Annotated in this window: 19 protein-coding genes; 9 read left to right on the top strand and 10 right to left on the bottom strand. The window is 40.6% G+C overall.

The genetic code is table 11. The features are described from left to right. Positions 1–424 precede the first annotated feature (424 nt). Positions 425–3,418 (bottom strand): TonB-dependent receptor, encoded by a 2,994-nt coding sequence (locus ACZ5WS_RS18955; RefSeq protein WP_464711878.1) that lies wholly within the window; start codon positions 3,416–3,418, stop codon positions 425–427. Positions 3,419–4,024: 606 nt separating this feature from the next. On the opposite strand from ACZ5WS_RS18955, the gene ACZ5WS_RS18950 reads away from it, so the two are divergent. Beyond that, positions 4,025–4,993, top strand: coding sequence for a dihydrodipicolinate synthase family protein (locus tag ACZ5WS_RS18950; protein WP_178956907.1), 969 nt, complete (start codon positions 4,025–4,027; stop codon positions 4,991–4,993). Positions 4,994–5,378: 385 nt separating this feature from the next. Here the strand turns inward: ACZ5WS_RS18950 and ACZ5WS_RS18945 are convergent, their stop codons facing one another. The 4 genes from ACZ5WS_RS18945 to ACZ5WS_RS18930 all read right to left on the bottom strand — a co-directional run bounded on the left by ACZ5WS_RS18945 (position 5,379) and on the right by ACZ5WS_RS18930 (position 8,921). Then, on the bottom strand, positions 5,379–6,047 hold the full coding sequence (locus ACZ5WS_RS18945; RefSeq protein ID WP_178956908.1) for a GntR family transcriptional regulator: 669 nt from the start codon (positions 6,045–6,047) through the stop codon (positions 5,379–5,381). A gap of 134 nt (positions 6,048–6,181) precedes the next feature. Next, complete coding sequence (locus tag ACZ5WS_RS18940; RefSeq protein WP_464711875.1) at positions 6,182–7,678, bottom strand: aldehyde dehydrogenase (NADP(+)); 1,497 nt, start codon at positions 7,676–7,678, stop codon at positions 6,182–6,184. A gap of 13 nt (positions 7,679–7,691) precedes the next feature. Then, entirely contained in the window at positions 7,692–8,693 is a 1,002-nt protein-coding gene (locus tag ACZ5WS_RS18935) for a 4-hydroxyproline epimerase (protein ID WP_464711874.1), read from the bottom strand. Positions 8,694–8,696: 3 nt separating this feature from the next. Beyond that, positions 8,697–8,921, bottom strand: coding sequence for a hypothetical protein (locus tag ACZ5WS_RS18930; RefSeq protein WP_464711872.1), 225 nt, complete (start codon positions 8,919–8,921; stop codon positions 8,697–8,699). Positions 8,922–9,187: 266 nt separating this feature from the next. Here ACZ5WS_RS18930 and ACZ5WS_RS18925 point away from each other — a divergent pair, with 266 nt between their 5' ends. The 3 genes from ACZ5WS_RS18925 to ACZ5WS_RS18915 all read left to right on the top strand — a co-directional run bounded on the left by ACZ5WS_RS18925 (position 9,188) and on the right by ACZ5WS_RS18915 (position 12,299). Beyond that, positions 9,188–10,480 carry an NAD(P)/FAD-dependent oxidoreductase gene (locus ACZ5WS_RS18925; RefSeq protein WP_464712126.1) on the top strand — a complete coding sequence of 431 codons (1,293 nt, stop codon included), beginning with the start codon at positions 9,188–9,190 and terminating at the stop codon, positions 10,478–10,480. Positions 10,481–10,502: 22 nt separating this feature from the next. Next, the gene (locus ACZ5WS_RS18920; protein ID WP_464711870.1) at positions 10,503–11,723 is read left to right on the top strand and encodes a M24 family metallopeptidase; all 1,221 of its coding nucleotides are present in this window, start codon (positions 10,503–10,505) and stop codon (positions 11,721–11,723) included. 342 nt (positions 11,724–12,065) lie between these two features. Next, positions 12,066–12,299 (top strand): hypothetical protein, encoded by a 234-nt coding sequence (locus ACZ5WS_RS18915; RefSeq protein WP_464711869.1) that lies wholly within the window; start codon positions 12,066–12,068, stop codon positions 12,297–12,299. A 151-nt stretch (positions 12,300–12,450) separates the two neighbouring features. Here the strand turns inward: ACZ5WS_RS18915 and ACZ5WS_RS18910 are convergent, their stop codons facing one another. Continuing rightward, the gene (locus tag ACZ5WS_RS18910; RefSeq protein WP_464711867.1) at positions 12,451–15,225 is read right to left on the bottom strand and encodes a collagenase; all 2,775 of its coding nucleotides are present in this window, start codon (positions 15,223–15,225) and stop codon (positions 12,451–12,453) included. A gap of 375 nt (positions 15,226–15,600) precedes the next feature. On the opposite strand from ACZ5WS_RS18910, the gene ACZ5WS_RS18905 reads away from it, so the two are divergent. Then, on the top strand, positions 15,601–16,632 hold the full coding sequence (locus tag ACZ5WS_RS18905) for a LacI family DNA-binding transcriptional regulator (protein ID WP_464711866.1): 1,032 nt from the start codon (positions 15,601–15,603) through the stop codon (positions 16,630–16,632). 74 nt (positions 16,633–16,706) lie between these two features. Here the strand turns inward: ACZ5WS_RS18905 and gtfA are convergent, their stop codons facing one another. Next, positions 16,707–18,179 carry a sucrose phosphorylase gene (gene gtfA, locus ACZ5WS_RS18900; protein ID WP_464711865.1) on the bottom strand — a complete coding sequence of 491 codons (1,473 nt, stop codon included), beginning with the start codon at positions 18,177–18,179 and terminating at the stop codon, positions 16,707–16,709. A 172-nt stretch (positions 18,180–18,351) separates the two neighbouring features. Here gtfA and ACZ5WS_RS18895 point away from each other — a divergent pair, with 172 nt between their 5' ends. The 3 genes from ACZ5WS_RS18895 (at position 18,352) to ACZ5WS_RS18885 (ending at position 23,209) form a co-directional block, all read left to right on the top strand. Then, positions 18,352–19,581: an MFS transporter gene (locus tag ACZ5WS_RS18895; protein ID WP_464711863.1), complete on the top strand. Its 1,230-nt coding sequence runs from the start codon at positions 18,352–18,354 to the stop codon at positions 19,579–19,581. Between the two features lie 167 nt (positions 19,582–19,748). Next, positions 19,749–22,142 carry a TonB-dependent receptor gene (locus ACZ5WS_RS18890; RefSeq protein ID WP_138609516.1) on the top strand — a complete coding sequence of 798 codons (2,394 nt, stop codon included), beginning with the start codon at positions 19,749–19,751 and terminating at the stop codon, positions 22,140–22,142. 116 nt (positions 22,143–22,258) lie between these two features. Then, entirely contained in the window at positions 22,259–23,209 is a 951-nt protein-coding gene (locus ACZ5WS_RS18885) for a carbohydrate kinase family protein (RefSeq protein WP_464711861.1), read from the top strand. Between the two features lie 42 nt (positions 23,210–23,251). On the opposite strand, the gene ACZ5WS_RS18880 is transcribed toward ACZ5WS_RS18885, so the two are convergent. The 3 genes from ACZ5WS_RS18880 to ACZ5WS_RS18870 all read right to left on the bottom strand — a co-directional run bounded on the left by ACZ5WS_RS18880 (position 23,252) and on the right by ACZ5WS_RS18870 (position 25,091). Further along, positions 23,252–23,647, bottom strand: a complete 396-nt coding sequence (locus tag ACZ5WS_RS18880) for a SpoIIAA family protein (RefSeq protein WP_464711860.1) — start codon at positions 23,645–23,647, stop codon at positions 23,252–23,254. Positions 23,648–23,752: 105 nt separating this feature from the next. Further along, on the bottom strand, positions 23,753–24,448 hold the full coding sequence (locus ACZ5WS_RS18875; RefSeq protein WP_464711858.1) for a cupin domain-containing protein: 696 nt from the start codon (positions 24,446–24,448) through the stop codon (positions 23,753–23,755). 16 nt (positions 24,449–24,464) lie between these two features. Then, the gene (locus ACZ5WS_RS18870; protein ID WP_464711857.1) at positions 24,465–25,091 is read right to left on the bottom strand and encodes a glutathione S-transferase family protein; all 627 of its coding nucleotides are present in this window, start codon (positions 25,089–25,091) and stop codon (positions 24,465–24,467) included. Positions 25,092–25,531: 440 nt separating this feature from the next. Between ACZ5WS_RS18870 and ACZ5WS_RS18865 the strand changes: the two genes are divergently transcribed. Next, a complete protein-coding gene (locus tag ACZ5WS_RS18865; RefSeq protein ID WP_464711856.1) occupies positions 25,532–26,050 on the top strand; it encodes a TetR/AcrR family transcriptional regulator in 519 nt (172 codons plus the stop codon). Positions 26,051–26,078: the final 28 nt, after the last annotated feature.

Genomic DNA, 26,078 nt, shown 5'->3' with positions numbered 1-26,078 from the left:
ATCTACAAATAAACTGCTACGAGTGATTGCGGAAGTATCATATTCACGACTATCTTTATGATGATTTCCAATTAAATCAATATGTGTGTCTGATGCAAGCCATTTAAAATAATATATAATGGCTCACCGTCCATATGCATATCAAGGGTATAGATGTGTAACCAATCGGGTTGTGACTACTGCCAATGAGAAAACAAAGCTGAGTCATAATTATCCCTTGTTATTTTTGCATGCAATGTGCCTTCATTTCTTGTAATAAAAGTGCCAATAACTCACTACAAAAATGCCAAACAGTTGCCTGCCCAGCATCGAGGCTGTGTTGCTCTTGATGAGAATGTGCTTAAACATTAACTCAACTTTAGCATTCACCAACATAGTCATGAGATACTAAAGTTGAGCTCTTACAGCTTCTTACCAGGGAAAATTAAAACTCTATTCGTGCGGTCAATGACACATAGCGAGCACCTTGACGTCCTGTCACTAAGCCATAATCAGGATTAAGCTTTAAGCCATTTTCACCGTACTGAGCACGCTCTTCGTTGATATTTATCGCACTATCGCTATTAAGCAAATTATAAACAGTGCCTTTTAAAATCACGTTTGAGCCAAAAAAGTCAGTGTAGTACGTCAATGACATGTCTATATTAGTGAGCCAAGGTAAATTACCTTTACTGCCACGTGGCGCAGGGTTGCCATTTTCATCATAATGAGATGCTTGATCGTAATATTTACTAACACATGCATCCCATGGGCTTCCTTGTTCGCAGCTATCGACACCTTCAGGGTGAACTGAGAAGTAGCTCTTTGGGCGACCTGATGTAGTTCGCGCAACTAAACCTAGGGTCAGTGAATCGGTAATATTATAGGCGCCACTAAACTTAATAGCGTGGCGGTGGTCATTTGGTAAATTACCATAGCCATGATCCATCAAATCACCATAGTCGTAGGAGGTCGTCCAACCAGGATCGGCTTGGTTATTATCCGTTTTAACTAAACCTTCGGTATTACCATAGCTATGTGACCATGTATATGAAGTATTGATACGCAAGTCATCAGTTATATTGCCATCTAAGGTAAACTCAAGCGCCAAATATTTGCGTTGTGCTTCGGCAAGTGCAAGTTCATCAGCACTTAAATTTATGTTATCAATTTCTCCATCACCATCAAAGTCATACGACATTTGAATCGCTTCACCAGGGTTATTGAGTACGTAATATGAACCTTGCCCTACGTTATCGGTTATACCCATTTCAGCAAGCTTTTTAGCAAGCACAGGGCCTACATCAGTGTCTTCAACACTGCGACCTAAATCACGGTAAATAGCACGTACACCTGCAGACATCGTATCAAAAACTTCTTGCTGATAACCAATTGTAAATTCATCGCTGTACATTGGTTTTAAAGAAGCAGAGGCAATTAGCCCTGGTTCAGTAATACCCCGCTGACGCCAGCGTCTATCACGTAACATATCCCCTCTGCTAGGTGAGCCATCAGCTAATAAAGAAGGTGAACCGCTACCTTCTAATTGATCCAGTTCGAAATACTCAAACCATTCAATAGATGCAGAACCTTGGGTGATATTCATGTTCGCAGAGACAGGTTGAAAATAACGCCCAAAGGTTGCAAATACTTTTGCACTACCATCACCATTAACGTCATAAATTGCTTGTATACGTGGCGCGATTTGATTATCTATATCAACAAAAGCCCGACCATCTGAAACAGTGTTTTCGAACTGGCTATAACGCAAACCCATATTAAGCACTAAATTATCAGTAGCTTGCCATGAATCATTAATGTAAAACGCTAATGAAGTGGTAGCAGAATCGACCTCACGGCTACGAATCCTTCTTTCGATAAAGTCAGTACCTAGTGTAGCGCCCGATACATCGTTTTCACCGGCCGTTTTTACTGTCCACCAGCCTTTAGCATCCCCAATACCATTTTGACCTTCAAAAAAATCGACCTTCACGTTAGTGTAATCAATACCAAATTGGATTGAATGCATATCCAAATCCCAGTTAAAATCAATGCGAGCTTGGTCTCGGATGTACTCTTCTTCTGTTATTCCTGAATTAGTATGCTGGCTTAACGTAACAAAACCATTTCTTTCATCCCATACACCTGGGTTTGGAGACGCTACCACGTTCTCAACATTCTCAGTAACACGGCCAACAACGGCTGACACTGAAAAAGTATCTGTCAGATAGCCATTGTAGTTAATACTATAAACATTACCGCCATCTTCACCTGGTGCATCTACCCCTTGCTGATCACCCACAACATTATCTTTCCAATTATAAGCAAACGTTTTGTCAGTCCAAGTACGTTTATTGTTCATTGCAGAGAAACCAATAGAGTGATCTTCATTAATAAACCAATCCACTTTCGTGAACCAACGATCTTCATCACGCTCAAAATCAGAGAACGTGGTTTGCCCAGCGCTGCTAGACTCTTCTCTGCGTGGAGCAAATAAGCCATAGAAGAACAGCGTATCTTCAATAAGCGCACCGCTCGCCCATAACTGTACTTCTTTAAAATCGTAACTACTTTGCTTAGTGTTGGTACTGATGGTGCCACTATCTTGAAATATTGAATCATGCTGATTACGAAGACTATCAGGATCCCAGCGCACCTCTGCACCAAGTTTAAAATCATTATCGCCTGATTTAGATACAGCGTTTACAATACCGCCTAATGCCCCTCCAAATTCAGGGCTAACACCACCCGTTTTAACTTGAGTTTGCGAAATAGCCTCCCATGGAAGACGAATTGAACCTAACCCTGTGCGAATACTGGTTACATTCAAGCCATTAAAATAGTAGCCATTCTCAGCGGCTGATGAGCCACCAAAACTAGAGGCTCCTTTGAAATTAGAACCACCAGGAGCTGCAGTACCTGGCGCTAGTAACGCAATACTCTCAAAACCAGTATTTACCGGCATTGCTTTAAGTTCAGCATCACTAAACGTTAAGCCAGAGGTGGAAGATGCCATATCTACACGACGAATTGCCGAACCTGCTACCGCGATACGCTCTATATCAATACCAGCTTTATAAAGTTGTACATCAAGTATTATTGATTGGCCAATAGTTACCGCAACATTTTCTTCAGTCATTGCTTGATAACCGTCTTTTACAATAGTTACATCGTATGTACCTACAGGTACGTTTCTTAATAAGTAATCACCCTCGGCGTTACTGGTAATGGTGTAAACCAACCCTTTGCTTTTGTGCTTAAGTGTAATAGTTGCGCCGGTTAAATCATTCCCCGATTGCGCAACAATATGACCTTTAACAATACTACTGCCATCAACAGCGTGTGCCGCTGGTGCAATTAATAATGCTGCTGTTACCGCAGTTGCCAGCAGAGTTCTAGCACCCACGCCTCGAGTTTGTTTTTTATTATTTGTAATCATGTAAGAATTCCTTGGTCCTGTAGATTTTTATTGTGAGACTAACCTCGACGTAAAATATACATAAATTACATATTGTATACAATATTAAATATATGATAATTTTTAGTTAAAATTTAAATACAAATTAAACAAAGTCAATTGCTCTGCAAGTTTGTAACTAAAGGAAGCTTTATTAAGTATCGTAATTTAATACATGAGCTGAAGTATTTAACCTGAACTCTGGTTAAGAGATTTACTAATATTTTGAATCAAAGTGATATTTATGTTTATTTTCTCTAGCCAGAGATTTTCAGTGGGTACTAAGCGAAATTACTTGCAATAGTTAGCCTATTGCAAGTAGATTAAACTCAGTTAACGCTAAGAATAGCTACTTGGGGTAGGTTTATAATCCAGAGTTCAGGTTATTAAGAAGCAAACTATAGTTCGTGAAGATAGTTAAATGATTAACCCCACTTTATATAGTTAGCGTTACTCGCCTTTGCATGCCCCTGTATAATTTACATATACGATACCCTTTTAATTTAGTTCTTAGACTTGCCGAAGTTAATTTTACTGATACAATCGAAATGTATAATGTATACAATATTGCTTATTAGAGGAAATATAATGGAAACAAACTGTAAAGATTGGCGATACACAGTTATGCCAGCCGTATTTACATGGCTCAAAGAAACAGAGTCTGGAACCGTTGCAATTGACCTTGATGCAACGAAAAAATACGCTGCAGATATTTTAAAGGTGCAAGGCAAAGGTGGAACTCGTATGGGAGGCCTTGTTGGCTCTGGTACTCTTGGTGAGAACAGCTACCTAAGCTCCGAACAGCGTCTTTCTTTACTAAAAGCTCTCTCAAGTGTTGCTAAAGAATACAATGTTCCATTGATTAGTGGCGCAGCCGCAGAAACCAAAGAAGAGCTGGCCAAAATTGTTACAGAGCTAGCAACTGTTGGCGTGGACACCGTAATGGTGATGCCACCAAAAACCAAATACACGCCTTCTGATGAGGAAATGTATGCGTATTATTCCCTTTCTGCCACAGCTGCAAAAGAGGCCGGTATTACAATAATGCCTTATAACAACCCGGACGCCGCTGGCTATCATCCACTTTCAACTGACCTTCTAACAAAGCTTGCCGCTTTACCTGAAGTTACGGCGCTTAAAATATCCACCATAGATGTATCTGTCATTGAAACGATGGTGCTAGAAAATAAGGACATAAAAGTACTCGCAGGTGTAGATACGGTAACTATACATGCAGGACTCGCTGGCGCATGCGGTGGAATTACAGGCGTTGGCTGTATATTTCCAAAAGCGAGTGTCACTATGCAGGAATACGTGAATAAAGGTGAGTGGGCCGAGGCAAACAAAATTTCTCAAGCTATGAATTCTATATCTTACCTTGATGCACAACCGTTACTTTTAGAATACCTTAAGTTTGCATTTGGCATTCATCATAATGATGTAACTGGCGGGCTTCGTACTTTTGGTAAAAAGTTAAATCAACAGCAAATTGATGATGTACACACAAGGTATGCCTTAGCAAAAGAACGACTCGAGGGTCTGGGTTTAATAGACTGAATTTTCAAAAATTGACAAGCAAAAGCTCCGTTTTTACGGAGCGTTTTTGTAGCTATAGATAAGCTGCTCTTGCGGTGATTGCACTGACCTTATTAAATAATCATACTTGAGCATAAAAGAAAATCAGATATATCGTTTATTCAAATATAGCGTAAGACTAAGCTTTGCACTTCTGAGTTTTTTACCCTATCTAGCTAAAGTATTTTTTACATACCCACTTAATAATACAGAAAAGTTGATGGGACCTTGTTCAGTTAGCTAACATCGCATTAAGCAAACTAATCGAGGTAAGTTAAAGACAACATAAATATAGTATTCTTATTTGCCTACGGGCAGCAAGCTGAGCACATGATAAAAAATGTGCTAATAAGGGGCTTATTTAACACTACCTTTTTTCGTCTTCTATTTTAAGTAATAGCTTTTTAATGTCGTTTTTGGCGCCTAAGATATGCTTTTTCAAAAAGTCACACGCTTTTTTAGTGTTCTTTGCACGACAGTGATTTAACAATATACGGTGCTCTTCTGGTGCTGTGGTTAAACCACCCGCTAGTAAAATATGCATGCGCACATAACGCTCTGAATTTTTACTATACATATCAACTAGTTCACGAGTTTGTGGGCGTTGTGCGCGTGAATACAACTTACCATGAAAACGGCTGTTTAAATCGCCCGTTGCTAGGTGGGTATCACCTGCATCCATGGCGCTTTCTAGCTCAGTTAAGATAAGCTCAGCATCAATTAAATCTTGATCTGTTAAACCTTCTATTGAGTGACTTAGCAGCTCAGCCTCAAGTAATGCCCTTAAATCAAAGATTTCATCAATTTGTGATGCTGAAAGCTCTGTTGCCGTGGCTCCTTTATGCGCTTCAAAATTTACAAGCCCTTCAGCTTCGAGCTGAAGCAGTGCCTCACGAACAGGTATTCGGCTTACATTAAGCTCAGCTGCAAGTGCAGCTTGACGCAGTGGATCACCAGCTTTGATTTCACCGGTTAATATTTTTTCACGAATTGCTTCTGCTACTAATTGGGTGCGTGTTTTGTGTTCGATAGCCATGGTGATCCTTAAGTATTGCATTTAGCATACATTATACTCAAGTAACATGAGATGCCAAGTTAGATTCCGTCCTCAGTTAGCGTTTATAAAGGAAAAGCGGGAATATAAAATTTGCATATCCCGCCCAATGAATCTTATGCTTGATAGCAAATTGGTCGCATAAAACGTAACATTGCATTTGTGCCTACAGAGGTACTACGTACATCCGTTGAGCTTGGAAATGGCCCACCGTGGTTCATTGAACCACACACTTCAACACCTGTTGGCATCTGATTTTTTATCAAACGACCCACTTTATATTGCAGTGCTTCGATGAGGCTATCTGCTTTGCTTAAATCAGCTTTCGTGCCATGAACGCTGGCTGTAAGCTGCCCTTGCAGTTTATTTATTAATGTCATAAGTTGCTGTTCACTGTCGTAACGCACAACTAATGCAGCAGGGCCAAACATTTCTTCATTCAACGCTGGGGTTGTTAAATAATCGTCGGCATTACAAACGAATACATGTGCATTAGCATGGAACGTTTGCTCAAGCTTACCTTTCCCTAACACGCTTACTTGAGCAAGTTGACTTCGCTCTTCTACTTGGTGTTTAAACGTTTTAACAATGCCTGGCGTGAGCAAAGTGTCAGATGGTGCATCATTAATACTCGCAGTAATATGTGCTTCAAGCTCATCACACCCGGTTGGCACTAACCAAAGCCCAGGGCTGGTGCAAAACTGGCCGTTACCCATAAGCATTGACTGGCAAAGTGACTGCGCCATTTCTTTACTCTGTTCAATGGCTTTATTGGGTAAAATAACTTGCGGGTTAATACTTCCCAGCTCACCATAAAATGGGATGGGCTCTTCACGTTTAGCAATCGTTTCTTGCAGTTTACTCGCCACGTTAAATGAGCCTGTAAAGCCAACCGCTTTAATTGCCGGCGCTGCAACTAATTGATGTGCTATGTCATACTCCTTGCTTTGCACCATTGCAAACACGCCTAATGGCATCGCACATTCTTTTATGGCTGCAAGCGCCGCACGTGCCATCAACTCGCCGGTTCCTGGGTGCGCTGTGTGATTTTTAACAATGGCCGGGCACCCAGCAGCAAGTGCCGCAGCTGTATCGCCACCCAATGTTGAAAAGGCATAAGGGAAATTAGATGCACCAAACACAGCAACCGGCCCCAATGGTAAATAGTTAAGTTCAGTGTGTGGTTTTGGTAACGGTGATCTTGTTGCATCGGCCTCATCCACTATTTTTAAACCCAAAGGTGATTCAGGGTTTTCGCGCAATGCACTAGCAAACGCTTTAAGTTGATTTACGGTGCGCATGCGCTCCCCCTGCAATCGCGCAAGCGGTAAGTTGGTTTCTTGCTGAGTTTGCTCAAGTAGATCATCACCAAGCGCTAATATTTGATCTGCAATACACTTTAAAAAATCAGCACGTTGCGCATAGCTAGTTTTACGATACTCATAAAAAGCCGATTGTGCGGCTTCGATTGCAACGTTTAATTCAGTGGCGCTGAGATTAAAAAAGCATGTAGGTAGTGGTTCATTACCAGCGGGAGAAAATGCATTAAATTCACCATTCGCTGAATCACCAACCCATTGTCCTGCTACTAAACTTTGTCCTGTTAATGTCATGTTTTGCTCCTGATTATATTACTTGAAACCCAAATGCATATGGGTCATCGTCATCGACTGTGATAGCACTTGTGCCTGTTACTCTAGACCAACCTTGAATACTTGGCAGAATGGCTGTTACGCCTGCGATTTCTGTTACCTGTTCAATGCAGCCGATAAATTGGCTACCGATATAACTTTCGTGGATAAATTCTTGCCCTTGGGCCAACTGCCCTTTCGCAAAAAGCTGTGCCATACGGGCGCTAGTGCCTGTTCCACATGGTGAGCGATCAATGGCTTTGTCACCATAAAAAACAGCATTTGCGGCATGTGAATTGGCATTTTTAGGTGTGCCTGCCCATAACACATGGCTTGCACCTTGAACGGTTGGGTCAAGGGGGTGAACACATTTTATTTTTGCGTTTATGGCATCACGCACCTGCGGGCTGTACTTTAAAATTTGCCCAGCGGTTAAATGCTCAATGCCTTTGTAATTGGCTTGCGGTTCAACAATAATGTAGAAGTTACCTCCGTAGGCAATATCTACTTTAAGCTCGCCCAGTTCAGGTACTTCAATTACAATTGACTGATATGCTAAGTACGCGGGAACATTATAAATTTTTACCCACTGAACTTTACCATCGGTCATTTCATAATTGATTCGTACACGTCCAGCTGGCGTATCTAATAGCAAGGTCCCGGGCACTTTTGCATGTAATAAACCATGCTCTAAAGCAAACGTAACAATACCCATTGTGCCGTGGCCGCACATGGGCAAGCACCCTGATGTTTCAACAAATAAGATAGCGGCATCGCCGTCTTCTGTGGTAGGCGGATATAAAAATCCGCCCGACATCATATCGTGACCACGAGGCTCAAACATTAGCGCTTGGCGTATCCAATCGTGATTTTGAAAAAAGTCTTGGCGTTTCTCACTCATGCTCTGTCCGCTCAATTGCGGGTGACCACTGGTAATTAGCCTTACGGGATTGCCACAGGTATGGCCGTCAATACAAAAAAAGGTCCCTTTGAGCATAACTTAATCCAACTTTAATTTTGTTACGTCAATACCGCTTGCCATTGCTTTAGTGTAAAGCGTGGTAACAGCTCCATTTTCATCTGATGCGTTTAGCTTAATAACGCTGTGAGCAGTTTGATTATTTAGCTCATCGATCATGTTTGCGCTACTTGCAAAATGAATAGCGCCATCTTCATTAAACTGAGCCGAAAACGATCCAAAGGCCTGTTGCCAATTTACTGTCATTTTAATTACCTGATTGATGTTTATGCTTGATATAGTAGGTATATTGTATACAATAATCAATATCCTATTTCAGCATTCCTTTCTTTAGTGGCATTGAAGGGCATCTATAAAACAGTAGCAAAAACATTAAACCATTGAATCTAAACAACAATGAAGCAAAATAACAAGTATTGAAAAATCATATCTCGTAACTTAAAAAATAAATTCAATTTTGAGATAGACACAATACATCCGTCACAACAAACATATTGCATAAAGAGGTAAGCATTTTGTCTGATAATAAAACACAACATATTGGCGTGGTTGGAGCAGGTATAATCGGTATTTGTTGTGCGTTAAAATTACAACGCGCTGGCTTTACAGTTACTTTGTATGATGAAAATGGCTTAGCTCAAGGCTGCTCGAAAGGGAATGCTGGGCACTTTGCAACAGAGCAAGTATTTCCTTTAGCGCACTCATCGTTATTAAAAAAGCTGCCTATGATGCTATTAAACCCACTCGGCCCTCTTAGAATAGATTGGCGCTATGTGATCAAAGCACTACCTTGGTTTTGGCGGTTTGTTAATAACATGGCTAGCTCAACCTATAAAGCAAATACCCACGCTTTACAGGCGCTCAACCACCGTGCAATTACAGCCTACGAGACCCTGCTAGATGAATTCAAATTAAATCATTTAATAACAAAGAAAGGGAGCTTGCTCACTTTCGAAACAACGCCAGTTACACAAATACAGGCTATGTTTGAAAAATATTTATCACACGGTATCGCTGTAGAGCTGCTCAATGCTGAACAACTACAACGACTGGAACCTAATTTAGCAAAAACCATAACGCATGCATTATTTTTTAAAGAGGTAGCGCACAGCGTTGATCCTCATTTATTTTGCTTAAGTTTAGCTGAGCAATTTAGAGCTTTAGGTGGGCAGTTTTGCCAACAAAAAGTGATTGAGGTTTCACCTGTTTATAGTGGCTATGAAATTAATTGCCCTGACCAAAAATTTCAAGCCGATAAAGTCATCATCGCAGCTGGTGCGTGGAGCAAATTACTGCTCAAGCCCTTAGGTTACAATGTACCTCTTGATACAGAGCGAGGCTATCATTGCATGTTATCGAGTAATTATGGTCTATCTCGTCCTGTCGCCTCTGCAGAGCGCAGTTTTATTATGACACCCATGAGCCAAGGTTTACGAATTGCTGGAACAGTAGAGTTCGCAGGTACAGAACGTAAAATGAATAATAAACGCGCTTTGGCATTATTACCCAGTGCCAAAGCAATGCTCAATCATTCAGCGGTAACACTTCAACCTAGTAGCGTGTGGATGGGCTGCAGACCATCACTGCCCGATTCATTACCGGTCATAGGCGAAGCACCTAACCACACTAATTTATTTTTTGCATTTGGCCACCAGCACCTTGGATTAACTCAAGGTGCTATTACAGGTGAGCTAATAACTAGTTTGTGTTTACAACAAGTACCTAGCGTAGATATAAAACCATATTGTATCAGCCGCTTTTCATCTCAAGCTGCTTGCAGTTCACACGCCCCACTTGCACAATAGTCACACTTACGAGGAAAGCACTATGATAGCCCAAGGTATTGGTACCCATACCAAAGAACAAGCACTTGCCAGTTTATCTAATATGACTGACGATTTAACCCCGATCCAACCGCAAGAGCACCTAGAACGAATTAAAAAAGCTCAAGTATACATGCAACAAAATGGTATTGACGCCATATATCTAAACGCTGGTACAAATCTTACTTATTTTACGGGAATGCGTTGGTATGCCAGTGAAAGACTGGTGGGAGCAATTTTACCTGCACAGGGCGATTTACAATATATTGCTCCTTTTTTTGAAATTGATTCACTCAATGGCTTTAAAGTGATTGATGGCCCAATTCATGGTTGGCAAGAACATGAAAGCCCATATCAGCTATTTGTAGATGTAATAACCGAAATGGGCATTGCAAAAGATGGCACTATTGGCATTGATGAAAGTGCACAGTTTTTTATTTTTGATGGCATTAAAAAAGCACAAAGCGGCTTAAAACTGGTTAACGCACAACCCGTAACAGCACATTGTCGTATGCACAAATCAACCAATGAACTTGCATTAATGCAACGCGCAATGGATATGACCTTAGTGGTACATAAAGCCACAGCCAGTATGCTGTATGAAGGCATTAGCACCACAGAAGTAGAAGCTTTTATTAAACAAGCGCACCAAAAAGTAGGTGCGCCAGGTAACTATTTTTGCATTGTGTTATTTGGTGTTGCTACCTCTTTTCCCCATGGCGTAAAAGACGCGCAAATTCTTAAAAAAGACGATGTGGTATTAATTGATACTGGCTGTAAAGTGCACGATTACTTATCTGATATCACCCGCACTTATGTGTTTGGCGAAGCAAGTGATCGCCAGCGCCAATTTTGGGATTATGAAAAAGCGGCACAAATAGCTGGATTTAATGCAGCAAAAATAGGCCAAACATGTCAAGACGTAGATGCTGGAGCTCGTAATTATTTAGCTGAGCAAGGCCTTGGTCCTGAATATCAAACGCCAGGGTGCCCACACCGTACCGGCCACGGCATTGGCTTAGACATTCACGAGTGGCCTTATTTAGTCGGCGGCGATAAAACCCCTCTGGCCACTGGTATGTGCTTCAGTGTCGAACCCATGCTCGTTGTACCAAATGAGTTTGGTATAAGATTAGAAGATCATTTTTATATGACCGACAACGGGCCAAAGTGGTTTACTGAGCCATCCCATAGTATCGACGACCCATTTAAATCAATCAGTTAATTTATAACACTCTCTGCTGCATGTATACGAAAACCATGCAGCCACTGGCACTATTCACTTCACTTAGCTTGTTTTTGAGTAATTAATAATAAATTTGCAACATTCCATCAGAGATTAGGCGCCTCTTGCTGTTCACCATATAGGTAGTGTTTTGTACTGCTATTACAGTGAACTGCTTGAGGTAAATAAGTGTATGAAATCACGTACTTTACCAAAGCGAAGCATTATGCTTCTGGCATAAACCTCCCACTTAGGCAAAACGTGGGATGTACTTTATAAGGTAAGCGTAGGTCAGTTGGTTAACCATTTTCCGCGCTAGAGACTTGGTAAATTAATGCTCATTTGTTTGGCCCTTATTCAGGTCTTACTACGGGTACTATTTCTTTTACTGCGACACCTTACGACCAAGCTGTGCCAATAAATACACAACAACAGGACGTTGCAATCACGCCTTATGAAGATAAGAAATACGAGTTTGGGTTAACCCCTACCTCTGAAGCAATGTTAATCACGATCACGGCACGATTAGATGTAGACGGAGAAGAAATTCGCATCATCAAAAAGCAACCAATATAACCTTTTGAAGACAAAAGTAGTGTAAAAACCTTTCAAAAAAATCAATGCCGACCAGTGAGCAAGCTGATCGGCATTTTTCAGTTTAAGTGTTATTCCATAGATAGTGTGAATAAACTTTTCCAATAAAAGTAATCATTAATAGGGCGAGTAATTAACGACATCCACTACTGTTATAGTCAACGACTAAACTAACACCATTACTTGAGCCTGATACCTTTAAGTAACCCCAATATTGGCTTGAATTAGCAATATAAATACACTCGTCGTTACCACTATTATTTGACTCAGCCAATTCGTTATTGCCATTAGGCCACGAGCTCTCTGCATAGCTAAGGCTTATATCGCCACTGCCATTGGCCGTGGTGATTGCAATCCCACTTTGACTTTGCACATCAGCAAGACTAAACCACATCGGACCGCTGTTACCTAAACAAACCGCTTCGCCATCATTTAAACGACCGTTGCTACGACTGCCTTGTGTGGCACATACATCGGGCACATTGGAAGTGGCTGGCGTATAAGACGCTGTTAATTGCACATTTTCAAATGCATTATATCCATGTAACATAACCTGATAAGTACCAACTTGTACTGGGTCAATGGCGCACTGCTCTTCGTTACCACCAATATAAGGACGACAATCGTAAACGGTCTCTGTTGGTGCCGCTTCATAGCTTACATACAGGTCAGCATCTCCTTCTCCTCCAGTAATTGTAAATACTAGTTCACTGGCACCTTGCGGAACGGCAAAAGTAAAGTATTGCTGCTCATTTTGCGCGCCGTTAGTCTGAACTGTTTGATTATTTTGCAATATGTTATCACCGACACTACTATCTTTTTCGATGGTCGCTGTCGTGATAGCTGATTGACTTGCTCCTTGATTGTCAGTAACTATCAAACTTACGTTGTACTCCCCTTCACTGATATACCTGTGAAGTGGATTAGCCTGATTCGAGCTACTGCCATCACCAAAGTTCCATTGATAACTTACAATTGAGCCATCGCTATCAATACTGCCATTGCTGGTAAAACTGACGTCATTATTTTGCACGCCATAATATGGGCCGTTGATTTGAACTGTCGGCGGAATATTTGAAGGCGCGCCAGCAACTAAATCATCGCACCATTGTACAAATTCACTTTCGTAACTACTTTTCCACTGTTCTGTTTTTGCTTTGTAGGCAATCCAATCACCCACTCTGGTATGGGCAAGCATAGTATTAATTTCATCATAATGGCGTTCAAACATAAACCTCACAGCTAGGTAACCCCAACGATAGATTCGGTCTTGATCAAAACCATCATAAGTAGTGGAAAAGATTTGTGCTAGGGTAAAACGTGAGCCATCACTAATGGTTTCTTTTGCTGCGTCATTATCATTTAAATTAGCAATGTATTCAGCAACCCCTTCCGACCACCAAACAACATCTTCTGTAGGAGAGTTAAAGTCGCCATACAGATCAAATCGCCCATCGAGATAGTGCACATATTCGTGCTCTAAATTCCAAACGAAATGCTCTGCATTTGCATAATTTGCTTCATAAGCAATAAAGTTTGCTTGGTTGCCAACAACGGATGGATCACCTTCTAAATACATGCCACCATTATTGGTATTAATACCAAAAATCACCCCCGCATATTTACCGTAATCGTCGCTACTATCGAAAATATTCACTTGTAAAAAGCTATTATTATCATCAGCTACGGGGGTGTTATTAGTGGCAAGTTTAGTATGGAATAGCCCTTCCTCAGCACCCATTGCATCACACGCGGCGGCATGTTGCGCAACAGTCATATTTTGCGAACGAATTTTAATCGTGCTACTGCAACTATAGCTTTGTGACAGTGCTTGACCTATCAGGTTATCTACAAACCCACAAATACCATAATCATTACAATCTGCGTAATAACTAACCGAGTCAGCTGCCGCAAGCCAAACCGCATCACCATAACCAAAGCTAGTATACGTTGAAAAAATAGCATTTAGACCAGTATCTACAGCACTTTGAATCGGTGTATCTGAGTATTGCTTTAACCGAGCAAGTTCACTTGCTGCATTAACAATAAGGTACTGTGCGTCTGATCCAATCATCCATTGTTTTTGAGTAAACGCACTGAGCCTTGTTACTAAATCAGTGTCTTTGCCCACTGCCGTAACAAATTCATCATTCCATTGACCACGATATAACAAGGTAAAAATACCATTCACTGCACTTCGTACATTCCACTTAGCGCCGTAGCTTTCATTAAAACGGCTCAACCATTGTTTTACCACTTCAAGGTAACGATGTTGTTGCTCTGAGCTGTCCATTGTGATGATTACTTCGTTTAACGTTTTAGCATGACCGTCGTTATCGTCGTAAAAATGACTATTGGCAACAAATGCATCAACCGCCCCCACAACTGCGGTGGTGACCCACGTTGCAAAACTAACATTGTCGTTATAAAACTCAGCGTAAAAACCAGTTCGTAGGTATAAAAATAACGCTTCCAACTCTACATTTCCGCCGCCAGCATAAGTCAGTGAAAGTGCCTTAGCATGATTTGCAACAGCAAACATTTTATCAGACGTAAACACCTGACTTTGTGTTAAAGCAGAGGCACTAAACAACTCATTAATACATTGTGTACCTTGGTTTTGAATTTCTGTAATAATACTTGATGTGCTCGCGTTTGCTAATGCATTCAAATCACACGTAACGGCGACTGCTTGCATCGTCATCACACGCGCATTAAAAAGTTTTTGCTGGCTTTGCATTTTTGCAATCGGTGCTTTTTCATTATGATTTTGTTCAACGCCATGATGATGTAAACGCTCTACAACGGCTGTCTGAGGTTTAAATGTTCGCTCCTCCACCTTGTCAGCCAATGCCATTGAACTCATACCTAATATCGGTAACGTCAAAATCAGTGTGTTAATTTTCATATTATACCTTCGATGATTAGTATGTTCTTAATCCAGAACTGGTTATTGAGATACAATTTGTAACACTTCATTATCATTGTATACAATATATTTTATATAACATTAACGAATATTGATATATTAGTTTTGAGAAAACGGTTTCAACCAATTCTTTTGTATTGATTTTTACTTACTTCAAACTCTATTTAATTTAGTGAAGCTGAATATCACTCCCTCAAAGGTTACCCCATAGGGGTGGGTCAGTTTGGTACACTAAACTCTCGCAATATTTAAAAGAGCGTCTTACAACGACTCTTTTAAATAATTAGCACTTTGATTTAAAGCCAGATATGTTAATTTACTCTTTCAACCAGCATCCTCCCTTGAGTAGGTTATATGAATACAAAAAACCGTTGGACATTAAAAAGTATTGCCAAAGAGTTAGGTGTGTCTAATGCTACGGTTTCAAATGCGTTTAATCGCCCTGATCAACTCTCGGCTAAACGACGCGAAGCCATACTTAAAGCTTGCAAAGAGCTCGGTTATTATGGCCCTAATAAAGCGGCGCAATCTCTGCGAAGTGGCACGTTTAATATTGTTGCTTTAGTGCTACCAGATAGCGTGGAATATATGGTGTCAGACCCTGTCGCCAGTAGCTTTATGCGTGGTGTAACCTCAGTGCTTGAAAAAAACGGCATTAATGTTTTATTGTTTTCAGGCAATAACGAAAACCTTAATAACATTGTTGATTTTGTTGATGGGTTTATTTGTTATGGGCGCCCGCGAAACAAAGCACTGGTAGAGCAACTAAAAACAGTACAAAAACATGTGGTTACTGTGGATTTTGATATTGCCCGCAACGCATCAATTAATATAAATAACGAACAAGCCAGTTACGAAATAGCCAAACATGTTTTGCACAGTGCAACTGATAACGTGGCAATATTAGGCTTGAGATTACTCGATGAAAATGTATTGTGCCGAGTTTACGAACATCATGAGTTTGAAACGGGTCAATCTATTTCTCACCAACGCTTACGAGGTTATCAGCGTGCGTTAAATGAAGCGAATGTAACGGTAGCCGACGACCGCATTTGGAATATTCCTGAAAGTAGCGAGCGTTTTGCCAGCATAGCTGCAAAAGAAGTATTAAACGCCTCACCACGCCCTGATGTGATCATATGTATGAGTGATTTAATTGCCCTCGCCACCATGCGAGAAGCAATAAAACAAGGGATAAAAATAGGGAGTGAGCTACGTATTGTTGGATTTGATGGCATAGAAGAAGCAGCCCGTTTTGTGCCTCGCCTTACGACTATTCATCAAAATAGCCAAGAAAAAGGTGTAATAGCTGCTAACTTATTTATTTCTAAAGAAGAAAAACAACACGAAGTAGGTTACGCACTAAATATTGGTGCAAGTAGCTGAGCGCTGTTAGTAGCGCAGATAAAAAAGCCAAGCTTAAGTTGCTTGGCTTTTTGGTTTTCAACAAATAAAGCTATTTAAACTAATAAACTTTGTAAGTTTAAAGTGGTTTCTTGAGAACCATTAACCTGCGTAATAAGTGCAGTACGACTAGCAAAATCAATACTCAAAGAAATTGATTGTTGCTCAAGCTTCCACATTAAACAACATACACTTGCGCCACCTTGAGCAGTAAATTCACCAGCAAATGCAGGATGCTCATTACGTATTTTAATTAATGCTATTAATCCTTTTACTACCGGCTTATTTAGCGCTTCATCTATTTTAGCGGCATCTAGATAAGGGCGATTAATATCACGACCAACGTTCGTTCTCGCCAGAAGCTCCATATCATTTTTACAAGCAAATAAACCACCGTAATATACTTGTGGTACACCCGGTGCAAAAAATTGAATGGCGCGAGATAATAAGTAATCAAAATCATTTGCGCCCAATGCATCGTAATACGTACTGTTAACTTGATATAGGTCGACATTACTTGCAGCTGCACCTGTTGCTTTACGGCTCTGGTTATTGCTGTTGGCATGCATGGTTTCTACTAAATTATCTATTTGAGATGCGTTTAACAGCCCTGGTTTATCGCCCATTGGACCCGCGTCAATAATGCCAATACCATCATGGGTGTCTAGCACCGTTAAACAGTTGCGCGGTGAAATTTGTAACCACTTAAGCAGTGCGTCTACGTCATTATTAAATAAGCTGTGTAAAATAAGCGGGGGTAAAGCAAAGTCGTATACCATGTTTACGCGCTTAGCCACGTCAACTTGAGTTTGATAATGGCTATGAATTTCAGCAATGGTTTCCATGCCTAAATCATTTGCCTGCTTTGAGAGTTTATCTAAATAGGCAAATGTTTCATCGAGCATAAAACAGTTAGTACCTGCTTGCTTAATGGCGTAACCCGCTGCATCTAAACGAATAATGTTTACGTTGTTAGCAGAAAATTTAGTAAGTACGTTATTTAAATAGGCAATGCCCGCTTCTACTTTTACATTTATATCAATTTGGTTGTCGGTAAAGGTGGTCCAAAAATCATACGTTTGACCATCACCGCATTTCATTGGTGTAAAACAGCTTCCAGGCCGTGGACGGTAAATGGCTTGTTGTTCTTGGTTGCTCATGCCATTAGGGAATACGTCTTCTTTAGTTAAAAATAAATCCCAAAATTCAGAGGCTTTGCCTTTGGCCAGCACATCCTGAAATTGAAACGATTGCGCCGATACATGGTTTACTATTAAGTCGGCCATTAAATCATGATCTTTTCCAAGTGCTTGAATATCTGACCAAGTTCCTATTCGGGCATCAACTTCACTGTGATCAATTGGGTCAAAACCTGCATCGCTACCATCTATTGGGTTATAAAATGGTAATAAGTGTACCCCTGCAAAAACGTTTTTAAGTGGACCCTTTAGAAGTGCTGTTAATGCGTTTATATCTTTACCGGTGATTCGATCAGCATATGTGATCAATTGAACTTTATTCTTCATCATGTGTGATTACCAAGTTGAAACTTAATCGATTAAGATATATCTTTAACTAGCAAGTAAGAATTTACAAGTAATTTTTAAATATTTTACATACAAATATCGTGGCTCGATTAATACTACAATAAGTTACTGACAACTTAATGTGTGTTACCAAGCATTTAACGAGGAAAAGCAAATGACAAAATCACACACACACGTAAGCAGCGATCCGTTGCAACAAATTCGTTGGCTCACATACATGATGTTTTTTATGTTTGCCATGACCTCTGACGCCGTTGGCATGATCATTCCCGAACTCATAAGTGATTTTGGTTTAAGTATGACCCAAGCCAGTGCGTTTCATTATGCGCCTATGGCCATGATTGCAATAAGTGGATTATTTCTAGGCTTTTTAGCCGATAGTCTTGGCCGTAAAAAAACGATTATGCTTGGATTATTAATATTCTCTGCAAGTTGTTTTTTGTTTGCGATTAGTAGCAGCTTTATATTTTTTGTTTTTTTACTGTGCTGTATTGGCCTCGCCATTGGTTTATTTAAAACCGGTGCATTGGCGCTTTTAGGTGATATTTCTAATAGCAACGAAGAGCACACCAAAACCATGAATAAAGTAGAAGGCTTTTTTGGCATTGGTGCCATTGTTGGCCCTGCTTTAGTTGGCGTGCTGCTGGTTCAAAATGTAAGTTGGACTTACCTTTACATCATTGCTGGCATTATGTGTTTGATTTTGGCATTGCTTGCTTGGCGTGCCGATTACCCTGCTGTGGTAAAAAATACAGATAAGCCAGCCTCACTAAAAACGACTATGAAAATGGTTAAAAACCCTTATGCACTGGGTTTTTCACTTGCAATTGCTTTATATGTTGCCACCGAAGTTGCCATATACGTGTGGATGCCTACTCTACTAAAAGATTACACTGGCTCATGGCCGCTGCTGGCCACTTACGCACTCACAATCTTTTTTGTGTTACGTGCTGCAGGGCGTTTTATTGCGGTATGGTTACTGAATAGGTTTAGTTGGCAAGGAGTTATGGCTTACTTAAGCTTTGGCATTGCGCTGTGTTACGTTGGCACTCTTTATGGCGGCGTTGATTGGGCTGTGGCTTTATTACCTCTCTCAGGTTTATTTATGTCGATGGTCTACCCTACTTTAAATTCTAAGGGAATATCGTGTTTTCCTGTGCATCAACACGGCGCAGTAGCCGGTGTTATATTATTTTTTACCGCACTGTCAGCCGCCTTAGCACCTTTATTTATGGGTATGATCAGTGATTACTTTGGACACGTGCGCTACGGATTTTATTTAGCCACGGGTTTTGCAGTCATATTATTTTTAGCTATGCTATTTAATTATATTCGTGACCCATCAGCAACTGCATTAGAGCAAAGTAACTTAGTCGCTGAGTAAACAAACAACTTTTAATGCTATAAAAACATTATAAAAATCAATGTTTGAGTAAAAAAACAGCAAATAATTAACAAAATAATTTGCTTATTGTAAAAACTTTGTTATTTTTACTTAATCGATTAAGTAAAAATAACAACTTCCCTTTGGGTTTAAAACGAGGCGTTCACATGACAACACACAACACACCTTTATATCTGATCAGTGCTTTAGCGCTCGCCGTTAGCCAAGGCGTTAATGCACAACAACAAGAGCAAAATACACAAGCGCAAGCCAACAAAGGACTCGAAACAATTGTTGTTACCGGTGTACCCCGCCGTACAACGATAATGGCGTCAAGTTCTTCTGTAAGCAGTGTGTCGCTTGAGCAAGTTGAGGTGTCTACGCCTCGCTCTACCGCTGAGGCATTTAGAATCATTCCTGGCGTTCGCTCAGAATCAACCGGCGGTGAAGGTAATGCCAACATTGCAGTACGTGGTTTACCGGTTGCCTCTGGTGGTGCTAAATTTTTACAGCTTCAAGAAGATGGCTTACCTGTTTTACAATATGGTGATATTGCATTTGGTAACGCTGACATTTTTATGCGCTTAGATAACACAGTGCAAACCATTGAATCTATTCGTGGTGGTTCAGCCTCTACCGCAGCCAGTAATGCACCGGGTGGCATAATTAATTTTATTTCAAAAAATGGCGAAAACGAATCGGGCAGCGTATCAACTACACTTGGCCTAGATTACGATACTATTCGAACTGACTTTGAATATGGCACCTATTTAAATGACACTGTACGCTTTCATGTTGGTGGTTTTGTACGTCAAGGTGAAGGCCCACGTGAAACAGGTTACACATCAAATAAAGGTGGGCAAATTAAAGCCAACCTGACCAAAGATTTTGAAAATGGATACGTGCGTCTTTATTACAAACATTTAGATGATAAAAGTGTTGGCTACTTACCTATGCCAATGTATGCAAATGGAGACTCAATTCCTGGGTTTGACGCACAATCAGATACCCCGCATTCAGCATTATTTACTAAAACAGTGCGCTTAAACGGCGAAAATCAAATAAGTAACGGCGATATTCGCGATGGTATGAATCCGCAAGTTGACTCAATTGGTTTTGAGGCTGTATTTGATTTAGACAACGATTGGCGTATTGAAAATCGTTTTCGTAAATCATCTGTAAGCGGTAATTTTAATTCACTGATCCCAGCTGAAGTTGGCGATGCATCAGCTATAGCGCAAAGTATTGGTGGTGTGGGTGCAACGCTTAGTAATGCGACCACAGGTGCTGCATTTAACGATGATTTAGCAATGCGTATTCATACGTTTGACGTAACCATGAACGACTTTGACTCAATTGTTAACGACTTCAAACTGACTAAATCGCTAAGTGATGATACTAGCGTTACTTTTGGCTATTATGCGTCAACCCAAAATATTGCCATGTCGTGGTTATGGAATTCCTACCTGATGGAGCTCAAAGGTGATAACGCAGCGCTATTAAATGTAACAGCCGCCGATGGGACTGAATTCTCTGAAAATGGCTTATACGCTTATGGCACGCCTTTTTGGGGTAACTGTTGCCAACGCGATTACGACACAGAATACGACACTCGTGCACCCTATATTGCATTTTCAACTAAGGTGGGTGACGTAAGTATTGATGCTAGTGCCCGTTATGACAGCGGTGAAGCGCGTGGTAACTATGCAGGCGCGGTTACCTCAACCGTTGATATGAATCGCGACGGTGTGATTTCTGTTCCTGAACAAAATGTTGCAGGTATTGACCTTGCAAATGCCAGCCCTGTTAATTACGACTGGGATTACGCATCATATTCAATTGGTGCCAATTACCAAATTGACTCAAGCCTTGCAACGTTTGCACGATTGAGCAAAGGCGGTCGCGCCAATGCTGACCGACTTTTATTTGGTAAAGTTCGCGCCGATGGCTCAGTAGCCGATGAAGATGCCGTTGATGAAGTAAACCAGTATGAGTTTGGTATTAAAAAGCGCTTTGATTCACTGTCAGTTTTTGCCACGGCATTTTATGCACAAACTGAAGAGCAAAACTTTGAAGCGACATCACAAACCTTTTTTGACCGCGAATATGAAGCAAAAGGGATTGAAGTTGAATCAACCTACTTTATTGATGCATGGGATTTTCGTGGTAATTTAACGTGGACAGACGCTGAAATTGCAAAAGATGCACTTACCCCTGAAGTGGTTGGTAATACGCCTCGTCGCCAAGCTGATTTAATTTACTCATTAATGGCACGTTACACTTATGAAAAAGGCTCTGCAGGCCTAAGCTTTATTGGTACTACCGATGCCTATGCTCAAGATAATAACGATCTTAAGTTTGATGGTTACACTCAAGTAAATGGCTTTGTAAGCTACGATTTATCAGAAAATCTTAATATTGCGTTAAACGTAAATAACCTATTCGATACGGTAGGTATTACTGAAGCAGAAGAAGGCTCAATACCTGATAACAACATTATACGCGCACGTGCTATTAATGGCCGTACGACGTCATTAACGTTTAAATACGCGTTTAACTAACCAATTTTAGTGTAACAATTGCTGAAGCTATGTTTGTTCAGCGATTATTACACTAGTTTTAATAATTCTCCCTTGAATTTTGACCTAGCCATGCTAGGTTTTTTAGGATTTACACTATGAACAAATTACTTAGCCTTGGTGAACTGCTTATTGATATGCTGCCTCAAGACTCTAAAAACAGTGCTTATTTACCCATTCCAGGAGGTGCTCCAGCTAATGTGGCAGTAGGTTACGCAAAGCTCGGCGGTAAAGCTGCGTTTTGTGGCGGTATGGGAGATGACTATTTTGCTAAACAATTAACTAATGCGCTTGAGCAATATAATGTAGATACTGAGTATTTATTTACCATAGAAGGCGCGCAAACAGCTATGGTTATTGTCAGCTTAGATGAAAACGGCGAACGCAGCTTTAACTTTTATCGTCATCAAACAGCCGATTTACTGTTAACGAGTGAGCACTTAAAGCGTATTAATTGGGATGAATTGAGTACCCTACACTTTTGTTCAAACACCCTTACTGATTCGGCAATTGCACAAACCACTGAGTACGCTTTAAAGCTGGCTAAAAACAACCACAAACTCGTTAGCTTTGATGTAAATTTACGCTACAGTTTATGGCAAAATATCAACGACATTGAGCAAAGCGTGCAGGCATGTTTCGCGTATTGCGATATTGTTAAGCTCTCACGTGATGAGTTAAACTTTTTAGCAACGCAACGCCAGCAATCAGCTGATATCTACTTAAAGTCACTGCTTGATTTAGGCGTAACGCTAGTGTTTTTAACCGATGGTCCAGCACCAGCGACTGTTTACCATAGCGCTTTTACTCTCAGTGAAGCAGCCCCAACAATTACCGCTGTAGATACCACCAGCGCCGGTGATGCTTTTATTGCTGGCGTACTATACTACTTAAACCACAGCGATAGTGTAATGCCACTTACTGATAAGCTAAATGATGAGTCAATAGTAAAACAAGCGCTGCACTTTGGTCTTCGCTGTGGCTCAAAAACATGTTTAGCTAAAGGCGCTTTTCCTGCGCTTCCCACGCAGCAAACACTGTCAAAATAAACTAAGGTACTTACAAAAAAAGGCCACTGTTGGCCTTTTTTGCTAAGCGTCTAAATTATTGGTTTTTAACCACTCTAGAGCGGTAGTAGCATTTTCAAAGTATTGTATTTCACCCGACATAAACCAACTGCCTAACTTAGCTATGGTTGATTGCCACTCTTTGTTACCGTAAATCGCTATTTTTTTAAATTCTTTGTTGTGTTTCAAGCCAAGCTTTAAATCGTCCCAAGCAGCACGAAGCTCCCAACCATCTAACTCAGTGCCATCTATCAATACGTTAACAATAGGATGCTTAACTTCGCCTAGCGCTGAATCGATCATTGGGGTGATCACTTCATAATCTTTGTGAGTTAAGGTACCAATTGCCTTAAGTGTTAAGAAAAACTCACAGCCTGAGCGCTCAATACCAATCGATAAACCATGTGTTAAATTAACCATAACTCAACCCTTGAATGAAAAGAGCTTTGATTATAGGCAACAGTTAAAAATCATCATATGAAGCAGATCAAAAAACAGCCAGTTAATGCCGATTTATCCTTTGAGCTAATTATGTTTCTTTAACCGATTAACTTGATTTTCTACATCATTTAAATAACCGGTTTTTATCCATACTCTTGCGCCATTGTTACCCGCTGTGGCGTTAATTTCACTATTAACAGGCACTCTAAGCCAACTGTGTTTTTCAAGTGTGTCGTTATGCTCTTGTAAAGTGCCATCCAAAACCAACAACTCAGCGCCACCACTTACCGTGAGCGTTAAAGATTGATTAGCATTAAACTGCAAAATACTCACTGTTTCATATGCATCTTGATATAACGAAATGGCATTTAGGTCATTAAACTCGGGGGTTTTCTGCCCTTGCATCTGCTGTGTGTGAATACACACGTGCTGGCGATCTTCTGGCTGAAACTGCCACAGTTTTACAAAAATAATACAACCGTCTTTTGAGCCAGGAGTATGCTTTGATTGTGGAGGATTACGAATATAGGTACCTTTTGGAAAGTCACCATGCTCATCTTGAAATATCCCATCAAGTACTAAAAACTCTTCACCGCCGGTATGTGTATGTGGGCTAAAGTGGCTGTTTGGCGCATAACGTACAATGCTAGTGGCACGAGCAACTTCGTCGCCCACTCTGTCAAGTGGACGTCTATCAACACCCGGCATGGGCGAAGCTATCCACTCAAGTGACTCACTATGCACCACCACACGTTGACTAAAATCGGCAGCAATTTTCATATTTGACTCCAAATTATTAATTTATAGCAGCAATACTTTGACGCTGAGCGACCTTTTGTTGCCATGCAATTAAGTGCGTGAGTTCAGTAGGAATAGCAATTTGTGCAAAGCCTGCAAACACAAGTCCTGCGTATAAGGTAATATCTGCAACACTAAATTGTTCACCTGCCACATAAGTTGAGTTTGCTAATACGCTATTAAAATAAACCAAGCCTTGCTGTGCTTTTTCAGCTTGCTTTTCACCCCATGCAACATTTTGATAGGTTTCAAGCTCAGGTCCTAATCCATCAGTAGCATGATGAAAGTAAGTGGCAATTGCATCAAGTACCATCGACTCAGCACGTTTTTGCATCATATTAATTACTGCGCGTTCTTTTGCCTCAACACCAGTTAATGAAGGGCCTGCAAAAGCGGTATCAATGTATTGTGTAATTGCAGTGCACTCGGCAATAAAAGTACCATCATCAAGCTCTAGTACAGGTACACCTGCCAACGGATTCTTTGCCAAGAAAGCCTCACTGCGGTGCTCCCCATTTAATAAATCAACAGCAACAAACTCTACTTTATCAGTCGCATTTTTTTCAGCAAGTGCAATACGAACCCGTAACGGGTTAGGGAAATTTTCTACGTCATAAATTTTCATAATTATCTCTTATATTTTTAACAACAACCTAGGGTCTGTTGACCTTTGCGGATTATAATTTGTTCAAACTAGGGGCGGTTTAATCGCGGCGCGAGATTTGTAACCTAGTGGGCTAAGTAAAAACCGAGCAACAAAGAGTAAATCGCCCTTAGGCAGAACTCTTCGGGCAGCGCCTGTTTGGTATTGATGCTGCGTTATCGCCTATTTATGGGGAACAACCACACCACATAGGCGCTGCCTTGCCTAAATGCCAAACAGACTGCTGTAAATTTAACCTTGAAAGGTCAACAGACCCTAAGATAATATTAGCAAACCAAAACTACCTACTGATAGGTAATTTATAGCAAGCGCTTAGTCTTTGCAAACTAAAAATAAAAGAGCTTGAAAATAACTACCTACTGGTTGATAATTTTTTCAGATAACAGCAAGGAAATATCAAAATGAGTAAAAAAGCAGCCCTGCTACAAGCCGCAGAAAATAAAGTGCGACTGGGTGGTTATAGCAACTTTAGCTTTAGAGAACTTGCTACTGAGATTGGTATAAAAAGTGCCAGTGTGCATTATCACTTTCCAACGAAAGCTGATTTAGGCGCTGAACTCGCGCATCAATACACCGATGCCTTTATTGCAGTACTTGGCGATCCGAATTTACATAAAGCAAACGGTAAAAATCCCATCGATATTTACACTCAGTTATTTAGAAATGCGCTCGTGATAGACAAAAAGATGTGTTTATGTGGCTTACTCGGTGCAGAAAGCGACAGCCTACCCGATAAAGTGCGGGTTGAAGTTCAGCGGTTTTTTAATAAAAACTTAGCCTGGTTAACTCAAGCACACGCTACGAATGGGGAAGAAAACCCTGCTCGCGCGGCAATACAAACAGTGAGCTTATTAGAGGGGGCAATGATTATTAGTAAAACCCTAGATGATATTAGCTACTTTGAACAAGCCAATTTTTAAGTGCTTATATAAAAAAGCGAGCTTCAAT

Source organism: Pseudoalteromonas sp. 11L1 (assembly GCF_055397545.1).
Note: the sequence above shows the minus strand (reverse complement) of the source record. Positions and strands in the feature narration are given on the sequence as shown.